14 protein-coding genes and 1 tRNA gene are annotated in these 16,081 nt (G+C 66.7%); 11 read left to right on the top strand and 4 right to left on the bottom strand.

From position 1 onward, the window contains the following. The first annotated feature begins 222 nt into the window (after nt 1-222). Together ACTJK0_RS10635 and ACTJK0_RS10640 are read left to right on the top strand one after the other, a co-directional pair. Entirely contained in the window at nt 223-1,884 is a 1,662-nt protein-coding gene (locus ACTJK0_RS10635) for an ABC-F family ATP-binding cassette domain-containing protein (protein ID WP_440745128.1), read from the top strand. 2 nt (nt 1,885-1,886) lie between these two features. Then, entirely contained in the window at nt 1,887-3,800 is a 1,914-nt protein-coding gene (locus ACTJK0_RS10640) for an ABC transporter ATP-binding protein (protein ID WP_440745129.1), read from the top strand. Here the strand turns inward: ACTJK0_RS10640 and ACTJK0_RS10645 are convergent. The 3 genes from ACTJK0_RS10645 to ACTJK0_RS10655 form a co-directional block, all read right to left on the bottom strand. Next, nucleotides 3,797-4,228: an NUDIX hydrolase gene (locus ACTJK0_RS10645; protein WP_440745130.1), complete on the bottom strand. Its 432-nt coding sequence runs from the start codon at nt 4,226-4,228 to the stop codon at nt 3,797-3,799. The genes ACTJK0_RS10640 and ACTJK0_RS10645 overlap by 4 nt on opposite strands. Beyond that, nucleotides 4,225-4,719, bottom strand: coding sequence for a DUF6314 family protein (locus ACTJK0_RS10650; RefSeq protein WP_440745131.1), 495 nt, complete (start codon nt 4,717-4,719; stop codon nt 4,225-4,227). Before ACTJK0_RS10650 ends, ACTJK0_RS10645 begins: the two co-directional genes overlap by 4 nt. Before the next feature lies 1 nt (nt 4,720). Continuing rightward, nucleotides 4,721-4,793, bottom strand: a tRNA-Arg gene (locus ACTJK0_RS10655). A gap of 83 nt (nt 4,794-4,876) precedes the next feature. Between ACTJK0_RS10655 and ACTJK0_RS10660 the strand changes: the two genes are divergently transcribed. Further along, nucleotides 4,877-5,662 carry a DUF998 domain-containing protein gene (locus tag ACTJK0_RS10660; RefSeq protein ID WP_440745132.1) on the top strand — a complete coding sequence of 262 codons (786 nt, stop codon included), beginning with the start codon at nt 4,877-4,879 and terminating at the stop codon, nt 5,660-5,662. Here ACTJK0_RS10660 and ACTJK0_RS10665 read toward each other — a convergent pair. Then, a complete protein-coding gene (locus ACTJK0_RS10665) occupies nt 5,659-6,285 on the bottom strand; it encodes a hypothetical protein (RefSeq protein ID WP_110543939.1) in 627 nt (208 codons plus the stop codon). The two genes, ACTJK0_RS10660 and ACTJK0_RS10665, sit on opposite strands and share 4 nt — an antisense overlap. Nucleotides 6,286-6,317: 32 nt before the next feature. Here ACTJK0_RS10665 and ACTJK0_RS10670 point away from each other — a divergent pair, with 32 nt between their 5' ends. The 8 genes from ACTJK0_RS10670 (at nt 6,318) to ACTJK0_RS10705 (ending at nt 16,061) form a co-directional block, all read left to right on the top strand. Continuing rightward, complete coding sequence (locus tag ACTJK0_RS10670) at nt 6,318-7,148, top strand: inositol monophosphatase family protein (protein ID WP_440745133.1); 831 nt, start codon at nt 6,318-6,320, stop codon at nt 7,146-7,148. A gap of 120 nt (nt 7,149-7,268) precedes the next feature. Further along, a complete protein-coding gene (gene pcrA / locus ACTJK0_RS10675; protein WP_440745212.1) occupies nt 7,269-9,785 on the top strand; it encodes a DNA helicase PcrA in 2,517 nt (838 codons plus the stop codon). A 21-nt stretch (nt 9,786-9,806) separates the two neighbouring features. Continuing rightward, nucleotides 9,807-10,526, top strand: a complete 720-nt coding sequence (locus tag ACTJK0_RS10680) for a hypothetical protein (protein WP_440745134.1) — start codon at nt 9,807-9,809, stop codon at nt 10,524-10,526. A gap of 223 nt (nt 10,527-10,749) precedes the next feature. Further along, the gene (gene sucC, locus ACTJK0_RS10685; RefSeq protein ID WP_440745135.1) at nt 10,750-11,919 is read left to right on the top strand and encodes an ADP-forming succinate--CoA ligase subunit beta; all 1,170 of its coding nucleotides are present in this window, start codon (nt 10,750-10,752) and stop codon (nt 11,917-11,919) included. A gap of 11 nt (nt 11,920-11,930) precedes the next feature. After that, nucleotides 11,931-12,833 (top strand): succinate--CoA ligase subunit alpha, encoded by a 903-nt coding sequence (gene sucD / locus ACTJK0_RS10690; protein ID WP_440745136.1) that lies wholly within the window; start codon nt 11,931-11,933, stop codon nt 12,831-12,833. 142 nt (nt 12,834-12,975) lie between these two features. Continuing rightward, the gene (locus ACTJK0_RS10695; protein ID WP_440745213.1) at nt 12,976-13,707 is read left to right on the top strand and encodes a FadR/GntR family transcriptional regulator; all 732 of its coding nucleotides are present in this window, start codon (nt 12,976-12,978) and stop codon (nt 13,705-13,707) included. Between the two features lie 217 nt (nt 13,708-13,924). Further along, nucleotides 13,925-15,274 (top strand): MFS transporter, encoded by a 1,350-nt coding sequence (locus tag ACTJK0_RS10700; protein ID WP_440745137.1) that lies wholly within the window; start codon nt 13,925-13,927, stop codon nt 15,272-15,274. A gap of 10 nt (nt 15,275-15,284) precedes the next feature. Further along, entirely contained in the window at nt 15,285-16,061 is a 777-nt protein-coding gene (locus tag ACTJK0_RS10705; protein ID WP_440745138.1) for an SDR family NAD(P)-dependent oxidoreductase, read from the top strand. Nucleotides 16,062-16,081: the final 20 nt, after the last annotated feature.

Genomic DNA, 16,081 nt, shown 5'->3' on the forward strand with positions numbered 1-16,081 from the left:
ATGACCGAGTTTACCGCGCCGGCCGCGCACCGGCCGTGCCGGCGATTTTGCCCGTGATGCACGTTCGACTATAGTTGATGGTCGAGCCCGTTGGTCCGTACACCCCCCAAGTCCGGACCAGCGGGTTCTTCTATGTCCTGCAGCCCCAGCGGCGCCGCGGCCTTTCCTGCCGCCTCTGCCGGCCGTTAACGGCTGTCCGGGCAGCGGCGAAAGGACCAACCGATGACTGCAACCCTTGTTGCCAAGGACCTCTCCGGCGGCCACGGCCACCGCACGCTATTTTCCGGGCTGTCACTGACGGTGTCCCCCGGCGACGTCGTGGGCGTCGTAGGCGCAAACGGGGCCGGGAAGTCCACACTGCTGCGCCTCCTCGCCGGGGTTGACCAGCCACAGCAGGGCTCTGTCAGCCTTGCCCCCTCCGATGCGTTTGTGGGCTGGCTGCCGCAGGAGCATGAACGTGCGGCGGGCGAAACCGTGGCGGCGTACATTGCCCGGCGGACCGGCTGCGCGGACGCAACCGCCGAGATGGAAGCCACCGCTGAAGCTTTGGGGTCCGGGGCTCCGGGGGCTGACGATGCCTACTCCCGCGCCTTTGACCGCTGGATGGCCTCCGGTGCCGCCGACCTGGACGAACGCATCCCGGCGGCGCTCGCCGACCTTGGCCTGGACGCCGGCCCCGACGCGCTGATGACAGGTCTCTCCGGCGGCCAGGCCGCCCGGGTGGCCCTCGCTGCGCTCCTGCTGAGCCGCTTCGACGTCGTACTGCTGGACGAGCCCACCAACGACCTCGACCTCGCCGGCCTGGCCACCTTGGAAAACTTCGTGAAGGGGCTGCGCGGCGGCGTGGTGTTGGTCAGCCATGACCGCGAATTCCTCGCCCGGTGCGTCACCCGCGTGGTGGAGCTTGACCTGGCCCAGAACAGCGTGGCGGTGTACGACGGCGGCTACGACGCCTTCCTCGAGGAACGCGCCGTGGCCCGCCGGCACGCCCGGGAAAAGTACGAGGAGTTCTCCGCCACCAAGGCAGACCTGGTGTCCCGGGCACGCACGCAGCGTGAGTGGAGCTCCCAGGGGGTCCGGAATGCCATGAAGAAAAACCCCGACAACGACAAGATCCGGCGCGCCGCCAGCACCGAGTCCTCCGAGAAGCAGGCGCAGAAGGTCCGGCAGATGGAATCCCGCATCGCCCGGCTGGACGTGGTGGAGGAGCCCCGGAAGGAATGGCAGCTGCAGTTCAGCATCGGCCAGGCACCGCGCTCCAGCGCCGTCGTCGCCACGTTGCGCGACGTCGTGGCACGCCAGGGGGACTTCACGCTGGGGCCTGTGAACCTCCAGCTCAACGGCGGGGAGCGGGTGGGCATCACCGGGCCAAACGGCGCCGGCAAGTCCACCCTCCTGCGCCTGCTGCTGGGAACTCAGGCACCGGACGACGGCGACGCCTCCATGGGTGCCACCGTCGCCATCGGCGAAATAGACCAGGCCCGGGGACTGCTGGACGGGGCCCAGCCACTGGGCGACGCCGTCGAAGCCGTGCTGGCCGACTGGAACAGCGCGGACGTCCGCACCCTTTTGGCGAAGTTCGGACTCAAGGCGGACCACACGTCGCGGACAGTGGATTCGCTGTCGCCGGGGGAGCGGACGCGGGCAGCCCTGGCCCTGCTCCAGGCACGCGGCGTGAACCTGCTGGTGCTGGACGAACCCACCAACCACCTGGACCTGCCGGCCATTGAGCAGCTCGAAGAGGCCCTGGAAAGCTACGACGGAGCGCTGCTGCTGGTCACCCACGACCGCCGGCTGCTCGAAAATGTCCGACTCGACTACCGGTGGCACCTGGAAAACGGCACGGTCCAGGAGCTCCACCACACTGCAAGCCAGGAGAAATAACCATGAGCATGGACCGCGTGGCGTGGAGCTCGCTCTACAACATCAGCACGGCCAAGAGCGGCTCCAAGCCGTTCTCCAAGGAAACCCTCAAGCGGGTCCTGGCCTTCGCCGCTCCGCACAAGGGCAAGCTCATCGCCTTTGTGCTCTCTTCCATCGCAGCGGCCTTCCTGGCCGTCGCCACCCCGGTGCTTGCCGGCCAGGTGGTTGACGCCATCATCGCCAAGACGGATGCCGGTACCGTGATCTGGCTGGCCGTGCTGATCGCCATCGTGGCGGTGGGCGAAGCGGGGGTGGGGCTGTTGACCCGCTGGCTGTCCTCGACCATCGGCGAAGGCGTCATCGTGGACCTGCGCACCCGGGTGTTCGACCACGTGCAGCGCATGCCCATTGCCTTCTTCACCCGCACCCGGACGGGAGCCTTGGTCAGCCGACTCAACAACGACGTTATTGGAGCGCAGTCTGCCTTTGCCGGCACGCTCTCCGGCGTCGTGAGCAACTCCGTGGCGCTGGCCCTGACCCTGATCGTGATGCTCAACAAGTCCTGGCTGGTCACCGTGCTCGCCATGGTCCTGCTGCCGATCTTCCTGATCCCGGCCCGGCGCATGGGCTCCAAGCTGGCGGACCTGCGCCGCGAAGCTGCCGCGCACAACGCCGCCATGGGCACCCAGATGACGGAGCGGTTCTCCGCGCCCGGCGCAACGCTGGTGAAGCTGTTCGGCCGCCCGGATGAGGAATCCCGCGAGTTCGCTGCCCGCGCGGGCCGCGTCCGCGACATCGGCGTCCGCATGGCGATGCTGCAATTCACGTTTGTCACGGCCCTGACCCTGGTCTCCGCGCTCGCCCTCGCCCTGGTTTATGGACTGGGCGGCTGGCTCGCCCTGGGCGGCCAGCTCGCGCCCGGCGACGTGGTGGTCCTGGCGCTGCTCCTGACCCGGCTCTACGCTCCTCTCACGGCGCTGTCCAACGCCCGGGTGGAAGTCATGAGCGCGCTGGTCAGCTTTGAACGGGTGTTTGAAATCCTGGATTTGAAGCCGCTTATCCAGCAGAAGCCGGATGCTGTGCCCGTTCCTGCCGGGCCCGTGTCCGTGGAGTTCGACAACGTCCGCTTCGCCTATCCCTCCGCGGACAAGGTCTCTTTGGCCTCGTTGGAGGAGGTCTCCACCCTGGACACGCGGGGCGGCGAGGAAGTGCTGCACGGCGTCAGTTTCCGGGTTGAGCCAGGCCAGACGGTGGCGCTGGTGGGCTCCTCCGGGGCCGGTAAGTCCACCATTGCCCAGCTGCTGTCGAGGCTTTACGACGTCGACTCGGGCGCCGTGCGTCTTGGGGGCACCGCGCCGGGGACGGGGCTGGACGTCCGGGACACCACCTTCGATTCGCTGCGGGACACCCTGGGCATGGTCACCCAGGACGGCCACCTGTTCCACGAGACCATCGCCTCCAACCTCCGGCTGGCCCGGCCGGATGCCACGGACGAAGACATGTGGGACGTCCTGCGCCAGGCCCGGCTGGAGACGATGATCAGGTCCCTGCCGGACGGACTGGAGACGGTGGTGGGGGAGCGCGGCTACCGGCTTTCCGGCGGCGAACGCCAGCGCCTGACCATCGCCCGGCTCCTCATTGCCCAGCCGCGGGTTGTCATCCTCGATGAGGCCACTGCCGCGCTCGACTCCACGAACGAAGCCGCCGTGCAGGCGGCCTTGGGCGCCGCGCTCGAGGGGCGTACCGCCGTCGTAATTGCGCACCGGCTGTCCACAGTCCGTGCCGCGGACGCCATCCTGGTGGTGGAGGGCGGCCGGATCGTGGAACGTGGAACCCACACCGAGCTGCTGGCGGCGGACGGCCGCTATGCCGAGCTGTACCGGACGCAGTTTGCCGAGGCCACCGCTGTGGCGCACGAGGCTGTTCCCGAGTTCTAGGATCCGGACTTCGTGGCCTGTGCCGCCAGCAGGGGCAGGATGTGGTCCGTCAGCAGCGGAGCGAGGTCCCGGGGGAGTGGGGCACCGTTGGCGGGCCCGCTGATGTCCAGCCAGCGGATCTCGGCGATTTCGGCCGCGGGGGTGGCCTGCCACGTACCCGGGGCGATGAAGACGGTGGCTTCGATATCGGTGGCGGCCTCGTTCGCGGCGTCGGCGATCCAGACCCCCAGCAGTTCAAGCTCCCGGGGGCGGACCACGATGCCCACTTCTTCGGCGAGCTCCCGGGCTGCCGCCTGGACGGCCGTTTCGCCGGGCTCGGGCTTGCCGCCGGGGTGCATGAACATGGCTGTGCCGCGTTTCCGCACGGTCAGCAGCCGCCCGGCATCATCGAACACGCAGACGGCGGACACCACAATCCGGTCCCTCATCCGGGAATCCTCGCCAGGTGCGATGTCAGCAGCAGGTCCTTGCGCGGGCCGGTCACATCCCAGCTGTAGCTGAAGGCGTCCGGTCCCTCCCACCTGTAGGACACGCGGTAGGTGTCGGGATCGCACCAGTGGGCGTCCCGGCTGGTGTCAGGGGTAAAGCTCATACGGTGGAACGGCCTGCCGTCGGGAAAGAATACGTCCAGCGCATCCGGGCGTGGCGCGGGCCTCAGGAGGTAGTCACGCGAGGCGGGTCCGGTGAAAGTAGGCCAGCGCATGGTGCCTTCCTCATGAAGGGTCAGGCCGTCGTCGTCCGTGGGGGTGAAAAGAACGACGCCGGTAAAGGTCCCGCGGGTGCCGTCCGATCGATCCAGCAGGTCCCGCTCCACCCGCCAGCGGCCCGCGGGCGGCTGCTGCCCGGAAATGCCGTCACGGCCTGCGGCGCTGCCCAGGAGGTAGTCGCGGAGGCTTGGCTCCGGAGAAGAGGAGTTCAAGTGCCCTCGATTGGAATCGAACCAACGACACCGGCTTTAGGAGAGCCGTGCTCTATCCACTGAGCTACGAGGGCGCGCATCCGGGGGTTCGGCGGGGCCGGTCCGTCCGGACACGGTTACAAGCATACAAGGTACCGGCGCGTACTACGCTCAAGGCATGAGTCCAGCCCCCACTGCCGCTCCCGCCGTTGCCTTCATTCCGAATGTCGCGTCCACCCGGCAGTACATTGGCGCCTGGGCGGTGCTGAGCGTGCTGCAGTACTTCGCTGCGGAGGCCGCCGTAGCCATGGCGTGGGCAGGTCCCCGTCCCTATGACCTGCGGACCGGATACATCAGCGACCTGGGGGCCTTGTCCTGCGGAATCTACGCCGGCCGTGAGGTGTGTTCGCCGCTGAACTGGCTGATGAACGCCTCGTTCGTGGTCCAGGGGCTTGGGATGCTGCTGGGCGCGGTGCTGCTGACAACGGGGCTGCTGCGGGTGGCTGCCCGGGCCGGCACCCCAGTGCACCCGGGGCGAAGGAAACCGTGGCTGGCAGCCACTGCCGTACGGCTGCTCACGGGGGCCGCGGGGCTTGGAACCGTGGTGGTTGGCCTGGTGCCCGAAGACGTTGGCTCCCCATGGCACTACTGGGGCGCCGTCATGTACTTCCTGGCAGGGGGCGCTGCATTGCTGGTGCTCGGCCTGCTCTGGCTGCGGAAGACGGGGATGGCGTGGTTCATCCTGGCGTGCGGCACCGTCTCGCTGGCGGCGCTCGTCACCGGGGGCCTGACGCACATGGAGGTACCGGAACCCGGCACCCTGGAGCGGCTGATGGGCTACCCGGTCACGCTGGGGACGGCGACGGCTGGCCTGGTGATTGCCCAGCGCGTGCACCGGCACAGGAAGCAGCGGCGGGCTGCGGCAAGGGCAACCGCTGCGGCGCCCCGCGGTAGCTCCACCTAACGCCGGGTCCGCCCCCGCCGGTTAAGGAACACAGCCGCAGCCCCGGCCAGGAGGCTCAGCACCAAAAGTACCCATCCTGCGATGGTGAGGCCGGACGCCAAGGCGACCTGGCCGGCGTCGGGACCGGGCGTACCCATCATGGCGTCAATGGCCACGTTGCCCCACAGCCGAACCACCACGAACAGGAGAGGGAGCGCCCACAGCGCCCACCGCAGTGCCTTCCTGGCCACGTTGGTGCCGATGAGCAGCAGCCAAGTGAAGCCGAAGATCAGCGGGAAAAGGGTTCCGGCGGTCTTATGGACATAGTTCAACTGGCCCAGGGCATCGCTGTTCATCACGCCCTGCAGCCGGCTGATGTAGCCGGCATCGAATCCACCCACCAGCGAGTCCGGCATGGCCATTTCCTGGGAGAGCTGCGTCAGCTGGGTGAGCGTCAGCAGGTGCAGATACCAGAACAGGAACAGGCTGGCCACGACGCCGGCAATGACAATCAGGTTGCTGTTGCCCTGCGCCTTCTCCGGGGTGCGCTCCGTGGTGGGGTTGACCACCGGCGGCAGGTGATGCTGGGGCACCACCGCGTTGGCGCCGTGTTTCTTGATCCGCTGGGCAGGGGTTTTGGCCATGGCACCATTATCCCGCCCCATAAACTGAAGCCATGACCACTGGCCGACACAGCGCAGCTGTTCTTGACCCTTCCCTGGACGACTACGAACTGGCGGCGGCGCTGGTCCGCGAAGCCGGGCAGCTGGCGCTGCTCATGCGCATGGCCGGCCTGCAGTCTGAACAGAAGACGTCCGTTTCCGACGTTGTGACCGCCGCGGACCACGCCGCCGAGGCCTACGTGCTGGAGCAGCTGCAGCGCTGCCGGCCGGAGGACGGCATCCTGGGCGAGGAAGGCGCCTCCGTCCAGGGCACCAGCGGCCGCACCTGGGTCATCGACCCCGTGGACGGCACCTACAACTTCCTGCACGGCTCCACCTACTGGTGCTCGGCGATCGCCCTCAAGGACCGTGACGATGTGGTGCTGGGTGCCATCTTCCAGCCTGAGGAGGACAAGCTGTGGCTTGGCGGCCGTGACCGGCCGGCCACCTTGAATGGGGACGCCCTTACCGTGTTCAGCGGCGACGGCGGCAAGCGCAACGCAACAAGCGTCGCCGAGCTCGGCGCGGCCACTTACATCCACCCCACGTGGCTGATGGATCCCATGTGCGCCATGCCCTGGCATGCCGCGGCCACGTCCGCAGCCTCCCTCCGCATGCTGGGGTCCGGTTCCTGCGACCTGGGCCGCGTGGCCGACGGGCAGCTGGGGTGCTGGTTCCAGCACAGCTGCCCGGAATGGGACTGGCTTCCGGGCAAGGCGATCGTCCGGGCGGCCGGCGGCGCAGTGGACACCGTCCGCGTCAATGGGCTGGAGTGGTTCCTCGCAGGAGGTACGACGGCGGTGCAGGAGTTGCGGCGGGCCCTTCAGTCAGGTTCGGTGGCCTGAGCCGGTTCCGCACTCCGGGGCTTTGCCCGGATGGCGCGCGCAGCTTCCGTGCGCAGGGCGTAATCCACAGGCCGGAAGGTGTTGTCAGTCCCACCGCCTAGACTTGTAGGCACCATGGATATGTTGTTTGACCCGTACTCTGACGGACCGTTCAAGGCCGCGCCCGCTGCCACCGCCCGCACCAGGACGGGGCCGGAGGGGGTCGCCACCGCATCCGGGCCGGGCGGACATCCGGGCACCGAGACCGGTGGCCAGCAGAATTCCGGAGGCCACCACCAGTCCGGCGGCCACCAGGGCAGCCGGCGCCCGGACGCCGATGAGCTGCTGCAGGGGTTGAACCCGCAGCAGGAGGAAGCGGTGAAGCACGCAGGCTCGGCGCTGCTGATCGTCGCCGGTGCCGGCTCCGGCAAGACCCGCGTGCTCAGCAACAGGATCGCCTACCTGATCGCCACCGGCCGGGCCCACCACGGCGAGATCCTGGCCATCACCTTCACCAACAAAGCCGCGGCGGAGATGCGGGAGCGCATCGAGGCCCTGGTGGGCGGCCGCGCCAAGATCATGTGGATCTCCACGTTCCACTCATCCTGCGTTCGGATCCTGCGGCAGGAAGCCGCGAACGTAGGGCTGAAATCCAATTTCTCCATCTACGACTCCGCCGACTCCCTGCGCCTGGTCACCCAGGTCTCCAAGGCCCTGGACCTGGACCCCAAGAAGTTCGCGCCCAAGGCCATCCAGCACAAGATTTCCGCGCTGAAGAACGAACTCCTCGACGCCGACTCCTTCGCCTCGGCCGCCAACTACAACGACCCCTTCGAACAGGCCGTGGCGGACGTGTACAAGGGGTACACCCAGCGCCTCCGCCAGGCCAACGCCATGGACTTCGACGACCTCATCGCCGAGACCGTCTACATGTTCCGGGCCTTCCCCGCGCTCGCCGAATCCTACCGCCGCCGGTTCCGCCACGTCCTGGTGGACGAATACCAGGACACCAACCACGCCCAGTACGCACTTGTCCGGGAGATCGTCGGCGAAGGCCCCGGCGCCTCTGAACTCACCGTGGTGGGCGATTCTGACCAGTCCATCTACGCATTCCGCGGCGCGGACATCCGGAACATCGTGGAGTTCGAAAAGGACTACCCCGAAGCCCGCACCATCAAGCTGGAACAGAACTATCGCTCCACGCAGAACATCCTCAATGCCGCCAACTCGGTCATCTCGCGCAACCCCAACCGGCCCGAAAAGCGGCTGTGGACCGCCGAGGGCGAAGGCCACAAAATCATTGGCTACGTGGGCGAGAACGAGCATGACGAAGCACAGTTCATTGCCAAAGAGATCGACCGGCTCCAGGACGAGGACAACCTGCGTCCCGGCGACGTCGCCATCTTCTACCGCACCAATGCACAGTCCCGTTCCATCGAAGACGTCCTGGTCCGCGTCGGCCTGCCGTACAAGGTGGTTGGCGGCACGCGCTTCTACGAGCGCAAGGAAATCAAGGACGCCCTCGCCTACCTGCGCGTCCTGGTGAACCCGGACGACGACGTCAACCTCCGCCGGGTCCTGAACGAGCCCAAGCGCGGCATCGGCGACAGGGCCGAAGGGGCTGTCGCCGCCCTGGCTGAGCGGGAGCGGACGTCCTTCATGGCATCTGCACGGCGCGCCGACCAGGCACCCGGCATGGCCACCCGGTCGGTCAACGCCGTCCTTGGCTTCGTGAAGATGCTGGACGACCTCGCCGAAGTGGCTGCCGGGTCCGGCGCAGCCGCTGCCCTCGAAGCCGTCCTGGAACAGACCGGCTACCTCGCTGCGCTGCGCTCCAGCACCGACCCGCAGGACGAGTCCCGGGTGGAGAACCTGGCCGAACTGGTGGCCGTGGTACGCGAATACGAGCAGGAAAATCCGGAAGGCACCCTGGCCGCGTTCCTGGAACAGGTATCCCTGGTGGCCGACGCCGACCAGATCCCTGACGCTCCCGGCGCCGACATCGACGCCGCCGTGGCCGAGGCCAAGCGGCTCGGCGTGGTGACGCTGATGACCCTGCACACAGCCAAGGGCCTGGAGTTCCCGGTGGTGTTCCTCACCGGCATGGAGCACGGCCTCTTCCCGCACCAGCGCTCCGCCACCGACCCCAAGGAACTGGCCGAGGAACGCCGGCTGGCCTACGTGGGCCTCACCCGCGCCCGCAAACGGCTGTACGTCACCCGGTCCGAGGTCCGCAGCATGTGGGGCCAAAGCCAGTACAACCCCGCCAGCCAATTCCTGGAGGAGATTCCCGCCGAGCTCCTGGAATGGAAGCGTGAAGGAACCAGCCGCCAGTCGTGGGGAGGCGGCGGCTCCATCGGATCCGGCCGCTACAGCGGCTCGTTCTGGGGCGCCGGAACTGCCCGGGGCGCGGCGGCGGACTCGTCCGCCGGTTTCAACGCCGACGTCCCGGCGTTCATCGCCAAGAACCGGGTGCAGCCGCAAAAGGAAATCATCGCCGTCAGCGTGGGGGACAAGGTCAACCACACAAGCTTTGGCAACGGAACTGTCCTGGCACTTGAAGGGGCCGGTGACAAGACCGTGGCCAAGGTCAAGTTCGACGTCGGCGAGAAACGCCTGCTGCTGCGCTACGCCCCGCTGACCAAACTGGACGCCTAGGCACGCCAGCGGCCGGGCATAATGGACCCCATGCGACGGACTGTACGGGGGACACTCGCCGCCCTTTTCCTTGCCACTTTCCTTGCCACCGCCACAGGGTGCAGCGTAACCACTGCGGACCCCTCCTACGTCCCGCCTGATCCGCTGCAGCCCATGGAGCAACTGGAAAAGGCTCCCCTCACCGACGCTAAGGCTTTCTCCAGCGGCACCGGAGTTCTCTCCTTCATCACCCAGGACCGGACCATCGCCTGCTCCCTGACGTCCGCGCGCGGGGAACACGTCGACCTGCCCTACGAACAGAACCGCTACGGCGACGCCGCCAACAACAAACTGCCCATCGTTCCCGTGGCCCACTGCGAACTCGCCACCTACCCGGCGCCCCAGCCTGCGGACGTCAAAGACGACTGCGCCGGAACCCACCTTGGCTACCTGGGCGGCACCGTGCTGCTCTCGCCCGACACCGCGCGCTACGGGGAATGCCGTTCCGGCGTCACAAGCATGGAGGCAGCCTACGGACCCTGGGGCACCAAGGCGGGGCCCCTTACCCAGCTTCCGGTCCTCGCGGATGGGCAAAACCTCGAACGCAACGGTCTCCGATGTTCCGCCTACAACGGCGGCGTGGCGTGCGGGAACGTCTCGGCGGGCGTCGGATTCTTCATTTCTCCGGAACGTTACGAACTGATCCCGGGCACGGCCAAAAGCAGCCCGCCACCGCAGCCGGAGGCGCCAAAAACCCCGTAAATTCGCGGTTTTTCTACGCCCCATAGAATAGTGTGCTTACTCACATAAGCGGTAGTCTGGGACGGCCCGGTCCCTCCAAAGGACTAGAGTTCCCCATGGAGCATCACGCCGCGTGGCTCGTTTCCAACAGGCCGCCGGTGCGTGCAATCCGCAGCCCGGTCATCGTCTTACCGATGGTGTCCGACTGTACAGAAACTACTTCGACGTAGAAGGACACTAAACCGTGGACCTGTTTGAATACCAGGCGCGCGATATGTTCGAGGCGCACGGTGTACCCGTGCTTGCCGGCATCGTGGCGTACACCCCAGAAGAAGCAAAGGCAGCTGCCGAAAAGATTGGCGGCGTCACCGTTGTTAAGGCACAGGTCAAGGTAGGCGGCCGCGGCAAGGCCGGCGGCGTCAAGGTCGCAAAGTCTGCCGACGAGGCGTTTGAGCACGCCTCCAACATCCTGGGCATGGACATCAAGGGCCACACCGTCAAAAAGGTGATGATTGCCCAGGGTGCGGACATCGCCGAGGAGTACTACTTCTCCGTCCTGCTGGACCGGGCCAACCGCAACTACCTGGCCATGTGCTCGGTTGAGGGCGGCATGGAAATCGAGCAGCTCGCCGTCGAACGTCCCGAAGCGCTGGCCAAGATCGCCATCGACCCCGCCGTGGGCATCGACCAGGCCAAGGCTGACGAAATCGTCGCAGCCGCCGGCTTCGCCGAGGAACTGCGCGGCCAGGTTGCCGGCGTCATCCTCAAGCTCTGGGACGTCTTCAAGAAGGAAGACGCCACCCTGGTGGAGGTCAACCCGCTGGTCAAGACCGGCAATGGTGACATCCTGGCCCTGGACGGCAAGGTCTCCCTGGACGAGAACGCGGACTTCCGCCACCCGAAGCACGCGCAGCTTGAGGACAAGGACGCTGCAGACCCGCTTGAGGCCAAGGCAAAGGCGCAGGACCTCAACTACGTCAAGCTCGACGGCGAAGTGGGCATCATCGGCAATGGCGCCGGTCTGGTCATGTCCACGCTGGATGTCGTCGCCTACGCCGGCGAGAACCACGGCAACGTCAAGCCCGCGAACTTCCTGGACATCGGCGGTGGAGCCTCCGCAGAGGTCATGGCCGCCGGCCTGGACGTCATCCTGGGTGACGAGCAGGTCAAGTCCGTGTTCGTGAACGTCTTCGGCGGCATCACCGCCTGCGACGCCGTCGCCAAGGGCATCGTCGGTGCACTGGCCGAACTGGGCAGCTCCGCCAACAAGCCGCTGGTTGTCCGCCTGGACGGCAACAACGTCGACGAAGGCCGCCGTATCCTCACCGAGGCCAACCACCCGCTGGTTACCCTGGCCGCCACCATGGACGAGGGCGCCGACAAGGCCGCCGAGCTCGCCAACGCAGCGAAGTAAAGGGACGCACCATGTCTATCTATCTGAACAAAGACTCCAAGGTCATCGTCCAGGGCATCACCGGCGGCGAAGGCACCAAGCACACCGCCCTGATGCTCAAGGCAGGCACCAACATCGTCGGTGGCGTCAACGCCCGCAAGGCCGGCACCACGGTCCTGCACGGCGAGCAGGAAATCAACGTCTACGGCACCGTCAAGGAAGCCATGGCTGAAACCGGCGCCGACGTCTCCATCGTCTTCGTGCCGCCGGCATTCACCAAGAACGCCGTCGTCGAGGCCATCGAGGCCGGCATCGGCCTGGTCGTAGTCATCACCGAGGGCGTTCCCGTCCAGGACTCCGCCGAATTCTGGGCCCTGGCCCAGTCCAAGGTGGACGCCGACGGCAACCAGGTCACCCGCATCATCGGCCCGAACTGCCCCGGCATCATCACGCCCGGCGAAGCCCTGGTGGGCATCACCCCCGCCAACATCACCGGCAAGGGCCCCATCGGCCTGGTTTCCAAGTCCGGCACGCTGACCTACCAGATGATGTACGAACTGCGCGACCTGGGCTTCTCCACCGCCATCGGCATCGGCGGCGACCCCGTCATCGGCACCACGCACATCGACGCCCTGGCCGCGTTCGAGGCTGACCCCGAGACCAAGGCCATCGTGATGATCGGCGAAATCGGCGGCGACGCCGAAGAGCGCGCTGCCGACTTCATCAAGGCGAACGTCACCAAGCCGGTCGTCGGCTACGTGGCCGGCTTCACCGCCCCCGAAGGCAAGACCATGGGCCACGCAGGCGCCATCGTCTCCGGCTCCGCCGGCACCGCCCAGGCCAAGAAGGAAGCCCTCGAAGCCGCCGGCGTGAAGGTCGGCAAGACGCCGTCCGAGACCGCCAAGCTGCTCCGCGAGGTCTACTCAGCCCTCTAGCAGTAACTGCACAACGCGGGGCTNCAGCCCCGCGTTCGCTGTTTAACGAACGACGACGCCGGGCAGCGTGCGCCCAACTGTGTCGAGTAATGTTGGTGAAGGAAAATCGGGGCGCCTTGGGCGCGCAGGCAGGGGAATGACGATGGCAGCAAAGCGACCCACCCTGGTCGACGCCGTCGTGGACAAGGTGATGGAGCAGATCCTCAGCGGAGACATCAAGGCCGACGACGCCCTGCCGCCGGAGGCTGACATCGCCAAGGAATCGGGTGTCAGCAGGTTGACGGCGCGCGAAGCCATGAACGTGCTGAAGGCGCAGGACATTGTTTACGTAAAGCGCGGCCTGGGCACCTTCGTTAATCCCCCTGAACGCTGGACCGGACTGGATGCCATCATGCGGGCTGCGTCCAGGGGAGTGGCGTCCGACCAGGTGGCCCTCCGCCTGCTTGAGGTCCGCCGCATGGTGGAGACAGGGGCAGCCGAACTCGCAGCCTCGCGCCACCGCCCGGCTGACCTGACCGCCCTGCAGGACAGTGTGGAGCAAATGGAAGCGGCGCACCAGGCCGGGGACGTCGATGCGCTGACCGTAGCCGACATCGCCTTCCACGACACGGTACTGCGCGCCTCCGGCAACCCGTTCGTACCAGCACTGTTGGGCCAGCTCTCAACCCTGCTGTACGCGATGCGGCGGGAGACCTCCGCGTTCCCGGACGTGCAGCGCCACGCTATCCACCACCACAAAATGGTCCTGGCCGCCATCGCCGCCGGTGATCCCGCCACCGCCCGCTCCACCATGGACGCCCACATCACCCAGACCTTCGAGGATTACGAGCACTACCTCGCCGTGTCCACCCGCTCCGGAACCACCACGCGCTAACAGCCGCAGGGCCGCGTCGCTCTTTCGGCATGACAGGCGGTTTGTGCCCCCCCACATTACTGTGTTGACGCTCGCATACCCCTGTGACTAGAATCTCAGTCAGACATCAGACATCTGATATCAGCATCACCCACAGCCCAATGCCGCCAGCCAAAGGAGTCGTTATGCGCGCGCATTCCCTTTTCAAGGGTTTCCCCATCCCGGCGGGAGGCCTGCGATGACCGCCCGTACTGCTGCTCCCGCACTGAGCGAGTTGGGTGAGACCACCCTCCGCAAGGTCCGCCGGAGGCTCATGCCCCTGATCGTCCTGCTGTACTTCGTCGCCTACCTTGACCGGAACAATGTGGGCTTTGCCAAGCTCGGCATGCAGGGTGATATCGGACTGACCGAGGCCGCGTACGGCCTGGGCGCCGGCATCTTCTTCCTGGGCTACGCCTTGCTTGAGATCCCCAGCAACGGCGGCATGTACCGGTACGGTGCCCGCAAGTGGATCGCCAGAATCCTCATCACCTGGGGCATCTTCGCCACCGCCATGTTCCTGGTCAACGGAGAAGCTACCTTCTACGTCATCCGCTTCCTCCTCGGGGCAGCAGAAGCCGGTTTCTTCCCCGCCATCCTCTTCTACCTGACGCTCTGGTTCCCGGCCGCGCAGCGGGTCACGGTGCTGGGCATCTTCATCCTCGCCCAGCCCATCTCCAACGCGCTTGGAGCCCCGGTATCCGGCATGCTCCTGAACCTCGAAGGGGTCGCCGGACTCCATGGCTGGCAGTGGCTCTACATCCTTGAAGGCATCCCCGCCATCATCCTGGGCATCATCACCCCGTTCGTCATGACCGACCGCCCCGAGCACGCCAAGTGGCTCAAGCCCGAAGAGCGTGAATGGCTTTCCACCACCATGGCCGCCGAGCTGGCGCACAAGCAGAAGTCCGGCAACCACAACTTCCTGGCCGGCCTGAAGGACCCCCGCACCATCGCCTACTCGGCGCTGTACTTCGGCCTGGTCTGTGGCATCTACGGCCTGGGACTCTGGCTTCCCACCATCGTCAAGGCGCTGGGCAAATTCGACTCGACCCAGGTGGGGTTCATTGTCTTCATCCCGTACGCCATCGCAGCGGTGTTCGTCTACTTCTGGAGCAAGCGGTCCGACCGTACCGGCAACCGCGTGTGGCACGCCAGCGTCAGCATGGTGCTCGCCGCCGTCGGCCTCCTGGGGGCAGGTTTCCTGCTCCCGGTCAACGCGGTCCTCGCCATGGTCTTCCTGACCCTCGCGGCCATGGGCATCTACTCCGCGATCGCACCCTTCCTGGCCATGCCCTCGGCCGCCCTCACCGGCGCCGCAGCTGCCGCGGGGCTTGCCATGGTCAACTCCCTGGGCAATCTGGGCGGCTTTGTAGCGCCCTACATTGTGGGCATCCTCAAGGACGCCACCGGGAACAGCCAGACCGGCCTCGTCTTCCTGGCCGCCTGCCTGGCCGTCACCGCCGCCGCCACCTACCTTTACGCACGCAACCGGCCCGAAGGTGTCTCTGCCCCCAGTGCCACCCTTCCCGCCGCCGAAACCCACTAGGACACTTCCCATGACTACAGAGCACAGCTTTCCCGCAGAACGCACCGCCGTCCTGACCGGCGCAGCATCCGCCCGCGGCATCGGCTGCGCAACCGCTGACCGCCTCGCCAGCGAAGGCTGGTCCATCGCCATCCTCGACCTCAACGCCGAAGACGCCAAAGCCGCCGCGGCGGAAATCGGTGCCAACCGTGCCGTCAAGGCGATCGGTGTCGGCGCCGACGTCTCCGACCAGGCATCGGTGGACCGGGCCATTTCCGAGATCGAGCGCGAGCTTCCGCCCATCGTGGGACTTGTCAACCTTGCCGGCATCAGCTCGCCAACCCCCTTCATGGAAACCACCGTGGAAGAGTGGGACAAGGTGTTCGCCATCAACATGCGTGGCACCTTCGTCGTCTCCCAGCGGGTCCTCAAGGGCATGATCGAGCGCGGGCTGGGCAGGATTGTCAGTATTTCGTCCATCTCGGCCCAGCGTGGTGGCGGTACCTACTCCAAGGTGGCCTACAGTGCATCCAAAGCCGGCATCCTCGGATTCACCCGCGCCCTGGCCCGCGAAGTGGGCGAGCACAACATCACCGTGAACGCCATCGCGCCGGGCCCGATCGACACGGACATCATGGGCGGGACGCTGAGCGACGAACGCAAGGCCCAGATGTCGGAGGGAATCATGATGGGCCGGGTGGGAACGCGCGAGGAAGTAGCGGCCCTGATCGCGTTCCTGCTGGGGGAAGACGCCGGTTACATTACCGCAGCCACCTACGACATCAACGGCGGCCTGCAGGTTTCCTGACCGTCCAGGCCACCGCGGTG

The sequence above is a fragment of the Paenarthrobacter sp. 22069 genome, from assembly GCF_052046035.1.
Lineage (GTDB): Bacteria > Actinomycetota > Actinomycetes > Actinomycetales > Micrococcaceae > Arthrobacter.

Bases quoted from the DNA above. Each gene is read 5' to 3' on its own strand.
- ACTJK0_RS10640 (WP_440745129.1), top strand. From the start codon at position 1,887: ATGAGCATGGACCGCGTGGCGTGGAGCTCGCTCTACAACATCAGCACG.
- ACTJK0_RS10665 (WP_110543939.1), bottom strand. From the start codon at position 6,285: ATGGCCAAAACCCCTGCCCAGCGGATCAAGAAACACGGCGCCAACGCG.
- ACTJK0_RS10705 (WP_440745138.1), top strand. From the start codon at position 15,285: ATGACTACAGAGCACAGCTTTCCCGCAGAACGCACCGCCGTCCTGACC.
- pcrA (WP_440745212.1), top strand. From the start codon at position 7,269: ATGTTGTTTGACCCGTACTCTGACGGACCGTTCAAGGCCGCGCCCGCT.
- sucD (WP_440745136.1), top strand. From the start codon at position 11,931: ATGTCTATCTATCTGAACAAAGACTCCAAGGTCATCGTCCAGGGCATC.
- ACTJK0_RS10680 (WP_440745134.1), top strand. From the start codon at position 9,807: ATGGACCCCATGCGACGGACTGTACGGGGGACACTCGCCGCCCTTTTC.
- ACTJK0_RS10660 (WP_440745132.1), top strand. From the start codon at position 4,877: ATGAGTCCAGCCCCCACTGCCGCTCCCGCCGTTGCCTTCATTCCGAAT.
- ACTJK0_RS10700 (WP_440745137.1), top strand. From the start codon at position 13,925: ATGACCGCCCGTACTGCTGCTCCCGCACTGAGCGAGTTGGGTGAGACC.
- ACTJK0_RS10645 (WP_440745130.1), bottom strand. From the start codon at position 4,228: ATGAGGGACCGGATTGTGGTGTCCGCCGTCTGCGTGTTCGATGATGCC.
- ACTJK0_RS10670 (WP_440745133.1), top strand. From the start codon at position 6,318: ATGACCACTGGCCGACACAGCGCAGCTGTTCTTGACCCTTCCCTGGAC.
- ACTJK0_RS10635 (WP_440745128.1), top strand. From the start codon at position 223: ATGACTGCAACCCTTGTTGCCAAGGACCTCTCCGGCGGCCACGGCCAC.
- ACTJK0_RS10695 (WP_440745213.1), top strand. From the start codon at position 12,976: ATGGCAGCAAAGCGACCCACCCTGGTCGACGCCGTCGTGGACAAGGTG.